Raw genomic sequence first — 13,040 nt, forward strand, 5'->3', positions numbered from 1 at the left:
AGGAGGGCTCATCATGTCAAGACAATACCGGCTCGCAACGGAGGCAGACGCTGATGAGCTGCTTTCACTGACACTGCGGGCGTATGAACCGATCCGTAAGCTCGGCATCAACTTTGCCGCTGCCACGGCGGATAAAGAACTCGTTTTGAATAACATACAAAAAAACGCCTGTTACGTTTTGGAGGAAGACGGCCGGATTCTGGCGACGATTTCTCTGCGGATGCCGTGGGGGCCGAATCCCGGGCCGTACGGTGTTCCACATATTTGGTGGTTTGCCGTCGATCCTGAAACCGGAAAAAAAGGGACGGGCTCAGACATGCTGGAGTGGCTGGAGAATACAGTGCTCCGCGACACATTAAAAGCGCCTTTCGTGTCACTGGGCACAGCGGACAAGCATCCGTGGCTGATCGGCATGTACGAGCGGAAAGGCTACGTCCGTGCAGGCGAAAAGGATCTAGGAAAAGGGCACATCACCATCTATTTAAAAAAACAATTGCAGGATTAACATATTAATAGGAAAAGGCGGGATTTTAATGAAGAAGAAAACATGGGCTTTGCTGCTGTCTGCCGTGCTTTTGGCGGTCTTATCAGCATGCGGAAACGGAAAAGAAAGCGAAGGCGGCGATAACGTACTGCATGTCGGCGCCACGGGACAAAGCTATCCGTTCGCATATAAAGAAAACGGCAAGCTGACCGGCTTTGACGTGGATGTCATGGAAGCCGTCGCGAAAAAAATCAACATGAAACTGGACTGGAAGCTGCTTGAATTCAGCGGTCTGATGGGAGAGCTCCAGACCGGCAAACTCGACACCATCTCTAACCAGGTCGCTGTCACGGACGAACGCAAGAAAACGTATAACTTCACAGAACCGTATTCGTATGCGGGCACTCAAATCGTCGTCAAAAACGATAACAAAGACATCAAATCAGTCAACGATCTAAAAGGAAAAACAGTGGCGGCCGTTCTGGGCTCAAACCACGCGAAAAACCTTGAGAGCAAGGACCCGGATAAAAAAATCAACATGAAAACATATGAAACACAAGAAGGCACACTGAAAGACGTGGCTTACGGACGGGTTGACGCTTATGTGAACAGCCGCAGCGTCCTGATCGCCCAGATCAAAAAGACCGGTCTGCCTCTGAAATTAGCAGGAGACCCGATTGTCTATGAAAAAGTCGCTTTCCCGTTTGCGAAAGATGCGGCTCACGATAAAATCCGCAAAAAAGTAAACAAAGCCATTGAAGACCTGCGGAAAGACGGCACGCTGAAAAAGCTGTCTGAAAAGTACTTTAAAGAAGATATCACAACAGAAGCAAAGCATTAAGAAACGGCGGTGAAAATCGAGAATGAACAGCATTGATTGGGGATTTATGTTTTCAGCTTTTCCCGCGTTAATCGAAGCCTTGCCGATCACATTACTAATGGCCGTCGCGGCCATGGTATTTGCCGTGATCGGCGGCCTTATATTAGCGCTTATCACAAAAAATCGTGTTCCTGTGCTTCACCAGCTGTCAAAGGTGTATATTTCATTTTTCCGGGGCGTGCCGACGCTTGTCCAGCTTTTCTTAATTTATTACGGCCTGCCTCAGCTGTTTCCCGGAATGAGCAAGATGACGGCGTTAACTGCGGCGATTATCGGGTTAAGCCTGAAGAATGCCGCCTACTTGGCTGAAATCTTCCGCGCGGCGCTCAACTCAGTCGATGAGGGGCAGCTTGAAGCCTGTCTGTCTGTCGGAATGACAAAATCCCAGGCGTACAGACGGATCATTTTCCCGCAAGCCGTCAGAAACGCGCTTCCCGCGACGGGAAATACGTTTATCGGCCTGTTAAAAGAAACATCGCTCGCCTTTACATTAGGAGTGATGGAAATGTTCGCCCAAGGAAAAATGTACGCATCAGGCAACCTCAAATATTTTGAGACGTATTTAGCCGTCGCGGTCATGTACTGGATTCTTACGATTATTTACAGTGTGCTGCAGGATCTGCTCGAACGGGCGATCAGCAAGCCTTATCGCACATAGGAGGAGGCTCAGGATGATACAAGTCAGACATATTCGAAAAGCATTTAAAGACCTTACCGTACTTGACGGGATCGACCTTGAGATCAAAAGCGGCGAAGTCACGGCCATCATCGGCCCGTCAGGCTCGGGAAAATCAACGCTCCTCCGTTGTTTGAATCTGCTGGAGCGCCCGGATGACGGCATCATTGAAATCGGTGATGCAAAGCTGAATGCAGCGTCCTATTCGCGCAAAGACGTTCATAAGCTTCGCCAGCAGACGGCGATGGTGTTTCAGAATTACAACCTGTTCAAAAACAAAACCGCCCTGCAAAATGTGACAGAGGCGCTGATCACCGCGCAAAAGAAACCGAGAAAAGAAGCGGAACAGATCGGTATGGATCTGCTGCGGCAAGTCGGTTTAGAACACAAAGCTGACAGCTACCCGATTACGATGTCAGGCGGGCAGCAGCAGCGGATCGGGATTGCGCGCGCCTTGGCCGTTGATCCTCACGCGATTTTACTGGATGAACCGACTTCGGCCCTTGACCCTGAGCTTGTAGCCGGGGTGCTCCAAGTCATCAAATCAATTGCCGAAAAACAGACAACCATGATCATCGTCACGCATGAGATGGCTTTTGCTCGTGAAGTGGCCGACAAAGTTATTTTTATGGCGGACGGACGCATCATCGAACAGGGAACGCCGGAAGAGCTGTTTGACAATCCGCAGAACGAACGGACGAAAAAATTTATTAAGCAAGTGGGAGAGCCCGCCGAACTTGTCTAAGAAGGGAAGAAGAAGAAATGGCAAATGAAACGTATGAATCATTAAACAAACGTTTAATCAATATCCGCCGCGACCTTCATGAACACCCTGAGCTGTCAGGCGAGGAATACGAAACGACGAATAAAATCCGCCGCTGGCTGGAGGAAGAAGGAATTACGGTTCTTGATATGCCGAAACTTCAAACCGGAGTGATCGCTGAAATCAAAGGAGACAAAAGCGGCCCCGTCATCGCCGTCAGAGCGGACATCGACGCATTGCCGATCGAAGAGAAAACAAACCTTCCGTTTGCTTCGCGCAACAGCGGCGTGATGCACGCCTGCGGCCATGATTTCCATACGGCATCTATCCTCGGCACGGCTTTTTTATTAAATGAGAGAAAGCATGAGCTGAAAGGAACGGTGCGGTTTATTTTTCAGCCCGCGGAAGAAATCGCCGCCGGAGCAAGACAGGTCATTGAAGCCGGCGCGCTTGACGGTGTATCGGCGATATTCGGCATGCATAACAAACCTGACCTCCCCGTCGGCACGGTCGGTCTGAAAGAAGGCCCGCTGATGGCGAGTGTCGACCGCTTTGAAATCACTGTTAAAGGAAAAGGCGGCCACGCCGGAATCCCTGATAACAGCATTGATCCGATTCAGGCGGCAGGGCAGATTATCGGCGGCCTGCAATCGGTTGTCAGCAGAAATATCAGCTCGCTTCATAATGCCGTCGTCAGCATCACAAGAGTTCAAGGCGGCAGCTCTTGGAATGTCATCCCGGACCATGTTGAAATGGAAGGCACCGTCCGGACGTTTCAAAAGGAAGCGCGTGACGCTGTTCCGAAACATATGAAGCGGGTTGCCGAAGGAATCGCGGCCGGGTTCGGGGCAGAAGCCGAATTCCGCTGGTATCCTTACCTTCCGTCAGTCATGAACGACGCCCGTTTCATACAGGCGGCGGAACAAACGGCTGAAAGCCTCGGGCTTCAGACCGTTCGGGCAGAACAGTCGCCCGGCGGGGAAGACTTCGCGTTATATCAAGAAAAAATCCCCGGCTTTTTCGTCTGGATGGGAACAAACGGAACAGAAGAATGGCACCATCCCGCCTTCACACTCGACGAAAAAGCGCTCCCGGCAGCGGCTGAGTTTTTCGCCCGGCTTGCCGTCAATGTATTGGAGCAGACGGAATGAATACGGAAAATCTGACGGCCGGACTTGCTCAGGCCGTCATGTCGTCTGTGCCGGAAACATCCGCTGAAGCGATGAAAGAAGCGCGCAAAGGACTGCTTGATTTTACAGCGGCAGCTTTTGCGGGGAGACGGGATAAAGGAGTTGAAAAGCTGGTAAAACTGGCCGAAGAAGAAGGCGGGGTGCCGATAGCGCCGCTTATCGGCAGAAATCAAAAAACCACGCCGTCCCAATCCGCGCTCATTAACGGATTCATCGCACATGCGCTTGATTTTGACGACGTTCATTCTGATGTAAGAGGACATCCGAGCGCAGTCATCCTTCCGGCTTTGATTGCAGCCGCATCAGCCGGCCGTATAGACAAAAGCCGTTTTCTCGGTGCTTATGTGACGGGAATTGAAGTGATGGCGCGGCTCGGCGAGTCAGCTGGAAGGCATCATTACGAGAAAGGCTGGCACAATACAGGAACGTTAGGTGCCATTGCGGCCGCATGCGCCGTCGGATTCGCGGAGAATCTGAATCAAACCCAATTGCAGAAAGCAATCGGGTTTGCGGCTGCCCGTTCCGGAGGCATGAGAGTGCAATTCGGGACAGAAATGAAGCCGCTCCACGCCGGACTGGCCGCTCAAGCCGGATTGTTCGCCGTGCAGCTTGCCAAGGCCGGTTTCGGCGGCTCAGTTCATGCGCTCGACGGGGAGAAAGGTTTTTTCGGACTGTACGGCGATCTTGAACGGGCAGAAACCCTGCTTGTAAACGGGTGGGGAACACCTTGGCGGATTGTGAGCCCGGGACTTTGGTTTAAGGTTTATCCGTTTTGCTCGGCGGCTCATCATGCGGCGGACGCCATTCTCAAGCTGAAGGCCGAACATGGTCTCACTTTCGGCCAAACGGAACGGATCGACGTGATTTATCCGCCGGGCGGTGACGCTGCATTGACAGAACGGCGTCCGAAAACAGGCGAAGCGGGAAGATTCAGCGTGGAATATGTGATCACCTTAGCTTTGCACGGTAAGGATTTTTCAGTTGAACATTTCACATCCGAGCCGATTCCGGAATCCCTTCAAAAAGGATTTGAGCGGATTCACCGCAGCTGCGATGATCAAATTCAGCCGGCTGACAACGCCGTTCCGAAGGGCCGTTTTACAATTGTACGGGTCACGGCTTCCAGCGGTCATGTTTATGAAACACGTATCGACTGTCCGAAGGGAGCGCCGGGAAACGGTCTTTCTGAAAAAGACATTGAAGACAAACTCCGGCTCGCTTTACCGGGAGAAGAGAAAAAGGCGGAAGAATTGATCAAAGCAGCCGGACAATCAAATATGGACCGTTATTTACAGCTGATATAAATAAAAAGAGCGGGGGGATGCAGCCCTCGCTCTTTTTACGTTCACTTCTATTGAATAGGGGGATATAGGGTGCGCCCCTGTCTGCGCTGGCAGGGGCGCGGTATCAGGAAACGGCCGTGCCGTTTTCTTTAACCGTGAAACTTCCTCTTGATAAGCGGATGTTGATATCCGAAACTTTGGCAATTTGTTCGTCGTGCGTAACCATGATGACGCATTTGCCGTCTTTATGCGCCAGATCCTGAAAGAGCCGGACGATTTCCTTTGACGTATCCTCGTCGAGATTTCCCGTCGGCTCGTCCGCGCAAATCAAATCCGTGTTACAGCAGAAAGCCCGCGCAATTGAAACGCGCTGCTGCTGTCCGCCGCTTAATGTCAGCACCCGCTGACGGGCCTGCTGTTCGGTGATGCCGACTTTTTTCAGCATGCTGAGCGCGAACGCATCTTTGTTGTTCTCCTTAGAGTCGGTGATCTCCATCGCCGTTGTGACATTCTGGAGCGCCGTCATATACGGGATCAGATGATAAGATTGAAAGACGATAGAGACATATTGATTTCTGAATTTGGTTAATCCGATTTTGGAGATGTCTTTTCCGTTATAAAGGATGCTTCCCTCTTTAGGTGTGTCAAGGCCGCCAGCCAGAGACAGAAACGTTGTTTTTCCCGTTCCGGAGGCGCCGACAATTGTATAAAACTTCCCTTTTTCAAAGCTGATCGTTATATCCTGAAACAGCGGCTGTGATTTATCTTGGTACCAGTAGCCGGTCTGTTGAAAGGTTAATAGGCTCATTATGCTGCCTCCTCTTACTCCTGCTTGGTCAGGATCGTTTTAGGGTGAAGCCGCATGACTGATACAGACGGCAGTAATGTGGCGATGACGGCAATTGCGACGCCGATCCCGCCAAGAATCAGAAGGTCATTCAGTGAGACGTTTACCTGCATTGTACTGATGACATCCGCGCCGGATGAATGCTGACCGAACAAGCCGCCTCCCCGCGGCATTTCTCCTCCGCCCCAGCCGCTTGTTTGCTGCTGTGAATCATCGGCTGAGCTGACCTGCTGGGAAAGAAGCTGATTTCCGAGCTGATTCGCCACAAGGCTGCCCGTGACGGATGCGATCCCGATGGCAATAACGGCGACAACCAGAATTTCCGTTAAGAATTGTCCGATGAGCTTCCAGCGCTTTTCGCCGATCGCCATCAAGACACCCATTTCATACTTGCGTTCCCTGATCGACATCATCACGATCAACCCGAGAATGACCGCGCCCGCGATGGATACAAGGTATACCACGTTTTTAGAAAATGACGCGACATTTTCAATCGGGCCGGCCATTTGCTGATACACCTGATCATTTGTCGTCAGCGTGTAGGTTTTATCAACTATGGATGTTTTTTTCGCAGCCGCAACGAATGAGTCAATATATTTTGCATCATCCATATAATAAACGGCTGAGCTGATTTTGTTTTTGTAATCAGACCCTTTTAACGCCGCCGCGGCGGTGTAAGGCGTATAGATTTTATTGTCAGGATTTAAGAATGAAAAATGCTGTGCCTGATCGTCTCCTGATGATGTTGTTTTATAGATTCCCACAATTTTAAGCTTCGTTTTCACAGAATCATCCGCTGCTGAGGAAACGGTAATGGAGCCGCCGACCTTCAGCTTGTTTTGATCTGCCAGCGTTTCATTAATCACGGCGACTTTTGCGTCCGCATCTGTCTTTGTGATGGCGCGGCCGTCAGTGATTTTTGAGCTCCCGCCTGTGAAATCATCAAGCAATGCCGTAGAGAGCACGCCTTCGATCGAGATATCAGCTGAAATCATCTGTCTTCCGCCGCCTTGAAAACGGCCGGCGCCGGAACTGTTATCGGCTGATTCGCCTGAGCTTTTTATCGCATCAAAGCTTTCTGCATTTGCTGACGCTGTCGTGAGGAAGTTGTAATTTTTAACATGCTGTAAAGATGTAAGCTTCTTGGCATCTGAGACGGAAATCGGCGTTGATTCAAACGTCCTCTTTTCACCGTCTTTTTGCTGCTGCGCCATTTGCTTTTGGCGGTCAGCCTGGAGTGTGACGCTCCCGCCGAGCTGCTGCCTTGCCAGTTCGCTTGATTTCTTTGCTGCTGACTGGATCGTAAGACCGGACAGGACAAAAATGCAAATCACTGAAAACACAACCAGCTGCAAAAATGTTTTTCCCTTTTTTGCCTTCATGCTCCAAAAGGCTCTTTTTATAAAGTTCATGTCTGTTCCTCCGTGTGGGTGTCAGATCTTGTAAAACCGGCCTTCTTTAGCACCGGCCATCCGATATGTATATAGTAGGAGAAATGTATGAAAAAAATATGAACAAACTATTTCCGGATGATGAAATAAAAACTAACAATTGTGAAACCCGAAAACACCCGGGTAAAATGGTGCTATTATAAGAAAAAGCGTGAAGATAAGCGGAGGAACCAATGAAGATATTAATGATAGAAGACAATATAAGCGTATGCACCATGACGGAAATGTTCTTTTTTAAAGAAGGATTTGAAGCCGAATTTGTCCATGACGGAGTGGAAGGCTATCAGCGTTTCACGGAAGAGGACTGGGATTTGGTCATTCTGGACATTATGCTTCCATCAATGGACGGAGTGACGATCTGCCGGAAAATAAGAGAGACGAGCAGTGTGCCGATTATTATGCTGACCGCAAAGGACACGGAGTCTGATCAGGTGATCGGGTTTGAAATGGGAGCCGACGACTATGTCACCAAGCCGTTCAGCCCGCTGACACTAGTAGCGCGGATTAAAGCGGTGATCAGAAGATACCGGGCGACGGGGCAGGCCGTTAAAAGCGACGACTTGATCGAAACGGCGTGTTTTTCAATCAATAAGAAGACGCGGGAAGTGTTTCTGCACGGAAAACCTGTCGAGAATCTGACGCCGAAGGAATTCGATCTGCTCTTTTATCTCGCACAAAACCCGCGCCAGGTTTTTTCGAGAGAGCAGCTGCTTGAGCAGGTGTGGGGCTATCAATTTTACGGCGATGAACGTACGGTTGATGTTCATATTAAACGGCTGCGCAAAAAACTGTCCAGTGAGGAAAAACCGTTTTTATACACGGTGTGGGGGGTAGGATACAAATTTGATGAGGATTAAATACTTATATCAGCTGCTGTTAAGCCATGTCAGCATTTTGATTTTGGCCTTTTTCATCATCATTTCCCTGTTTTCGCACTTTGTGAAAGATTTTGCGTATCAAAATAAAGTGGATGAGCTGTCTTCTTACGCGCAGCAGATCACTAGTGAGCTGAACGGCCGCGATCTTGATCTGCGCCGCCTGTATCCGTATCAGGACATGTTAAAAACGCGCGAGACCAGGTTTATTATTTTTGATGAACATCAGCGCCCTTACTTTTTTCCTGACGATATGCCGCCGCGCGAGAAGCTGAAAAGTAAAGAGTGGCACATGCTGAAGCAAGGGAAAACCGTTCAGATCAGAGCGGAGATGAACCGTTTTAATACGGAAGGCTTGGAAGTATCGCTTGTCGCAAAACCGCTTTTTATCAACGATCAATTTAAAGGCGCGGTGCTGCTCGTGTCTCCCGTCAGAGGGGTCGAGCAGATGATCAGCCAGGTCAACCGCTATATGATTTACGCGATCATCAGCACCCTTATCATCACGATTCTGCTGAGCTGGCTTTTATCTAAATTTCACGTCAAGCGGATTCAGACATTGCGGGATGCGACCGGAAAAGTGGCATCCGGTGATTACGATATTTCGCTCAAGAACAGCGGCGGCGATGAAATCGGCATGCTGGCGTCCGATTTCAACATCATGGCCAAAAATCTGAAGCAATCGAGAGAGCAGATTGACCGCCTTGAAAAACGGAGGCGCCAATTTATCGCCGATGTCTCCCATGAGCTGAGAACGCCTTTGACGACCATTAACGGACTTGTGGAGGGGCTTAACAGCAACACCATCCCGGAAAAAGATAAAGAGAAATGCTTCTCGCTGATCAGCGAAGAAACGAAGCGGATGCTCAGGCTCGTGAAAGAAAACCTGGATTATGAAAAAATCAGATCCCAGCAAATCAAACTGGACAAGCTCAGCCTGCCGCTCATCGAGGTGTTTGAAATTATTAAAGAGCATCTCAATCAGCAGGCGGAGGAAAAACAAAATCAGCTGCGGATTCAAGTGGAGGACGGCGTCAAAGTGTTCGCCGATTATGACAGGCTGATCCAGATTCTCGTCAACATCACGAAAAACAGCATTCAATTTACGCAAAAGGGAGACATCACACTGCGCGGGTATGAAGGCTATAAAGAAACGGTGATTGAAATCGAAGACACCGGGATCGGCATCTCCAAAGAGGAAATTGAGCATATATGGGAGCGGTTTTATAAGGCGGACGTGTCCCGGACGAATACGGCATACGGCGAATACGGACTCGGCCTGTCCATCGTCAGGCAGCTCGTCGAAATGCACAGGGGTACGATAGATATTGACAGCGAAAAAGGAAAAGGCACGACCTTTACAATCCGCCTTCCGCTGAATACGAAAAATGAATCATCTTGAAACCGGCGGTCCCGTCTGGCCGCCGTCTGTTTTATCTCCACTCGGAAAATTGCGCTCTGCCGAAACAAAGTTTGCGTGTTTTTCGGGATGGAAAGAGACGGAAACGTGATAAAATAACTGGTAAACAGGTCTTGGATGGGGAGGGTGAAGGAATGAAGAGCGGGTTAATTCCTTCTTCAGCAGTCGGGCAGAAAATTAACGAGTGGTATCGATACATCAGAACATTCAGCGTGCCGGATGCGGAGATCTTGAAGGCCGAGATCAAACAAGAGCTTGACCATATGGAGCCTGATTCGAACTTAGTGCTTTATTATTCCCTCATGGAATTTCGCCATCAGCTGATGCTGGACTACTTGGAGCCGCTGGAAAAACTGAAGATAGAAGACCAGCCGACCCTGTCGGAAATTCTTGATAACATTGATAACAGCCAGGCCGGCCTCAAAGGGCTTCTCGATTATTACGTCAACTTTTTCAAAGGCATGTTTGAATTTGATAAAAGAGAATTTATCTCAGCGATTACATATTATAAACAAGCTGAGAAAAAACTGGCCTTCGTATCGGACCACGTGGAACGGGCGGAGTTTTATTTTAAAGTGGCCGAAGCTTATTATCATATGAAACAAACGTATTTTTCTTTGATACATATAAAAAACGCTTATGAAATTTACGTAGAGCAGGACACATATAACGTCCGGATCATTCAATGCCATTTTGTATTCGGCGTCAATTTAATGGATGAAAGGCGCTTTGAACAGGCGGCCAAACATTTTCAGCACGCTCTGCAAATGGCCGAAAAAGAACAAAAAGCGCAGCTTGTCGGGAGGGCGCTGTATAACCTCGGACTGTGCTACTACAATCAGGACCGCATCGGCGAAGCGATTCCATACTTTGAACGGGCGGTCGATACATTTGAATCACAAAGAATCGTCAATTCTCTTCCTCAAGCATATTTTCTAATCACACTCATTTACTTTAAACTCGGAAAAAAAGAAAAAGCGTCGGAATATCACAAGCGGGGATATGAATATGCTAAAGAAACAGACGATCCCGTTTACACGGTAAAATTCGAATGGCTGCAGGCTCTGTATCAGGCGAAACCGGATGAGGAAACAATCAGTGCGTGTTTCCGTTACCTGGAAGATAAAAATTTATACGCCGATATAGAGGATTTAGCACTAGAAGCAGCTAAATATTACTATGAACAAAATTGCTTTAAAATTTCTTCTGACTATTTTCTGAAAGTCGAAGAGGCAAGGAAACAAATACAAAGGAGTGAGGGTTTGTATGAAATTGAAATCTAAATGGTTTGTTATTTGTTTAGCAGCCGCCGCGATTTTTACAGTGACAGGTGCAGGCCAGACAGATCAGGCTGACTTCCATGTAGCTGAAAGAGGAATGACGTGAGAAGAAAATAGCCTGAATAAAGGAAAAGACTGCATGGGAATGTTCCCGGCAGTCTTTTTTTGCGCGGCCGGACTCGGACAGCGGCGGAAAACAAAAGAAAACGCCGCAGGTCAAAACCCGCAGCGTCCTCATATAGACGGAGTGATGCTTAGAAGCCGCCAACATAGGCAGTACCTACAATAACCAACAGGATAAATAAAACAACGATCAAAGCGAAAGAGCTGATTCCAGAATATCCTGACATGAGCTTCACCTCCATATTGTCTATACCATACAATATGTAAAAGAAGCTGCTTTGTAAGGGATATTAGTGGACAAGAGAAAAAAGAGGCGGTGTCCTATGAGAGTAAGACTCCGGCGAAAAATTCGTCATACAGTGCCCGCACCGCGTGTCTTTCCTGTTCTTCTTTCACTCCGAACATCATGCTGACTTCCGATGACCCTTGATTGATCATCTCGATGTTGACGCCGGCTTCCGACAGTGCTTTGGATGCCCTGGCGGTTGTGCCGACATTATGGCGCATCGCTTCCCCGACGACCATAATCAGCGCCAGATTGTGCCTGACTGTGACTTCATCTGCTTGAAGTTCCTGCTTCAGACGGGTGACGAGCCTGTGTTCCAGTTCTGAGTCCATCTGATTGTGCCGAAGGATGATCGTGATGTCGTCAATGCCGGATGGAACGTGTTCATACGTCAATCCTTCTTCCTCCAAAATGTGAAGGGCTTTGCGGCCGAAACCGATTTCCCGGTTCATTAAATATTTGCTTATGTAAATGCTGCAAAAGCCCGTGTCGCTTGCGATGCCGATGACTGGCCCGTTCGTATTGTCACGGCTGCTGACGACGCGTGTTCCTTTCGCATCCGGATTATTCGTATTCTTAATCTGAACGGGGATGCCGGCCCGAAATGCGGGAATCAGCGCTTCATCATGAAAAACGGAAAATCCGGCATAGGAGAGCTCACGCATTTCCCGATACGTCAGTTCGTTAATTTCTTTCGGATGCCGCACGATTGACGGGTTGACGGAATAGACGGCGTCCACATCAGTAAAGTTTTCGTACAGGTCGGCTTTTAAGCCGCTGGCGAGGATGGAGCCGGTAATATCAGAACCGCTCCGGGAAAACGTCACAATCTCATGCTCCTTCGTGTAACCGAAAAATCCCGGAAAAATGATCAAGCCTTCACGGTTTCTCAGACGGTACAAATGACCATAAGACTCAGGGAGCACCTGCGCGCTTCCGGGTTCATTCGTCACAAACAGCCCCGCTTCTTTCGGACTTACGTATTCCGCTTTCACGCCCTGCCGTCGGAAGTAGGCTGCGATCAGCTTCGCGTTGTTGTCCTCGCCGCTCGCCTTCACCGCATCCATATATTGTTCGGGATTGGTTTTACAGCTGTTTAAAAGAGCGAATAGGTCACTGCGGATTCTTTCTATAATAGAGAAATCCAGGTTCAGCTCACGCGCGATGGCGGCGTACCGTTCAATGACCGTTTCGGCAAGCTCGGGCGCTGCACCTTTTTGCAAATAATGCTCCGCACAGCGGATTAACAGATCCGTCACCTTTGTATCGTCCGAGAAGCGTTTTCCCGGTGCCGATACGACGACGGCTTTCCGCGCGGGATCAGCCGTCACGATTTGAAACACTTTCTCAAGCTGGGCTCCTGACGCAAGAGAGCTGCCTCCGAATTTTACAACTTTCATGATTTACATCCCCTAATATTTAAATTTTCTCACAAATTTAATTTTTATTATCTCTCTTTCAAACATGTAAATCAAGGATTTT

14 protein-coding genes are annotated in these 13,040 nt (G+C 48.9%); 10 read left to right on the plus strand and 4 right to left on the minus strand.

The window, feature by feature from the left end; translation table 11 throughout:
• Positions 1-13: 13 nt before the first annotated feature.
• From NYE28_RS01960 to NYE28_RS01985, 6 genes are read left to right on the plus strand one after another with little or no spacing between them, the layout of a single operon-like run.
• Positions 14-505, plus strand: coding sequence for a GNAT family N-acetyltransferase (locus NYE28_RS01960; protein WP_003156352.1), 492 nt, complete (start codon positions 14-16; stop codon positions 503-505).
• 28 nt (positions 506-533) lie between these two features.
• On the plus strand, positions 534-1,325 hold the full coding sequence (locus NYE28_RS01965; RefSeq protein WP_007410260.1) for an amino acid ABC transporter substrate-binding protein: 792 nt from the start codon (positions 534-536) through the stop codon (positions 1,323-1,325).
• A gap of 22 nt (positions 1,326-1,347) precedes the next feature.
• Positions 1,348-2,022 carry an amino acid ABC transporter permease gene (locus NYE28_RS01970; protein WP_007410261.1) on the plus strand — a complete coding sequence of 225 codons (675 nt, stop codon included), beginning with the start codon at positions 1,348-1,350 and terminating at the stop codon, positions 2,020-2,022.
• 13 nt (positions 2,023-2,035) lie between these two features.
• Complete coding sequence (locus NYE28_RS01975) at positions 2,036-2,785, plus strand: amino acid ABC transporter ATP-binding protein (RefSeq protein ID WP_012116792.1); 750 nt, start codon at positions 2,036-2,038, stop codon at positions 2,783-2,785.
• 17 nt (positions 2,786-2,802) lie between these two features.
• Positions 2,803-3,954 (plus strand): M20 peptidase aminoacylase family protein, encoded by a 1,152-nt coding sequence (locus tag NYE28_RS01980; protein ID WP_190664056.1) that lies wholly within the window; start codon positions 2,803-2,805, stop codon positions 3,952-3,954.
• A complete protein-coding gene (locus NYE28_RS01985; RefSeq protein ID WP_099566392.1) occupies positions 3,951-5,297 on the plus strand; it encodes an MmgE/PrpD family protein in 1,347 nt (448 codons plus the stop codon). The genes NYE28_RS01980 and NYE28_RS01985 overlap by 4 nt, the downstream gene beginning before the upstream one ends.
• A gap of 103 nt (positions 5,298-5,400) precedes the next feature.
• Here the strand turns inward: NYE28_RS01985 and NYE28_RS01990 are convergent, their stop codons facing one another.
• Positions 5,401-6,084, minus strand: a complete 684-nt coding sequence (locus tag NYE28_RS01990) for an ABC transporter ATP-binding protein (RefSeq protein ID WP_326146242.1) — start codon at positions 6,082-6,084, stop codon at positions 5,401-5,403.
• A gap of 14 nt (positions 6,085-6,098) precedes the next feature.
• Positions 6,099-7,535 (minus strand): ABC transporter permease, encoded by a 1,437-nt coding sequence (locus NYE28_RS01995; protein WP_059366585.1) that lies wholly within the window; start codon positions 7,533-7,535, stop codon positions 6,099-6,101.
• A gap of 212 nt (positions 7,536-7,747) precedes the next feature.
• Here NYE28_RS01995 and NYE28_RS02000 point away from each other — a divergent pair, with 212 nt between their 5' ends.
• The 4 genes from NYE28_RS02000 to NYE28_RS02015 all read left to right on the plus strand — a co-directional run bounded on the left by NYE28_RS02000 (position 7,748) and on the right by NYE28_RS02015 (position 11,255).
• Positions 7,748-8,431: a response regulator transcription factor gene (locus NYE28_RS02000; RefSeq protein ID WP_007410267.1), complete on the plus strand. Its 684-nt coding sequence runs from the start codon at positions 7,748-7,750 to the stop codon at positions 8,429-8,431.
• A complete protein-coding gene (locus NYE28_RS02005; RefSeq protein WP_161936390.1) occupies positions 8,418-9,851 on the plus strand; it encodes a HAMP domain-containing sensor histidine kinase in 1,434 nt (477 codons plus the stop codon). The genes NYE28_RS02000 and NYE28_RS02005 overlap by 14 nt, the downstream gene beginning before the upstream one ends.
• 152 nt (positions 9,852-10,003) lie before the next feature.
• Positions 10,004-11,152: a Rap family tetratricopeptide repeat protein gene (locus NYE28_RS02010; protein WP_007410270.1), complete on the plus strand. Its 1,149-nt coding sequence runs from the start codon at positions 10,004-10,006 to the stop codon at positions 11,150-11,152.
• A complete protein-coding gene (locus NYE28_RS02015) occupies positions 11,136-11,255 on the plus strand; it encodes a PhrC/PhrF family phosphatase-inhibitory pheromone (RefSeq protein ID WP_033575081.1) in 120 nt (39 codons plus the stop codon). The genes NYE28_RS02010 and NYE28_RS02015 overlap by 17 nt, the downstream gene beginning before the upstream one ends.
• Positions 11,256-11,403: 148 nt before the next feature.
• On the opposite strand, the gene NYE28_RS02020 is transcribed toward NYE28_RS02015, so the two are convergent.
• Positions 11,404-11,499, minus strand: a complete 96-nt coding sequence (locus tag NYE28_RS02020; protein WP_012116800.1) for a YjcZ family sporulation protein — start codon at positions 11,497-11,499, stop codon at positions 11,404-11,406.
• A 94-nt stretch (positions 11,500-11,593) separates the two neighbouring features.
• Positions 11,594-12,958 (minus strand): aspartate kinase, encoded by a 1,365-nt coding sequence (locus NYE28_RS02025; RefSeq protein ID WP_059366589.1) that lies wholly within the window; start codon positions 12,956-12,958, stop codon positions 11,594-11,596.
• Positions 12,959-13,040 lie beyond the last annotated feature (82 nt).

It is taken from the genome of Bacillus sp. FSL R5-0443, from assembly GCF_038608285.1.
Lineage (GTDB): Bacteria > Bacillota > Bacilli > Bacillales > Bacillaceae > Bacillus > Bacillus velezensis.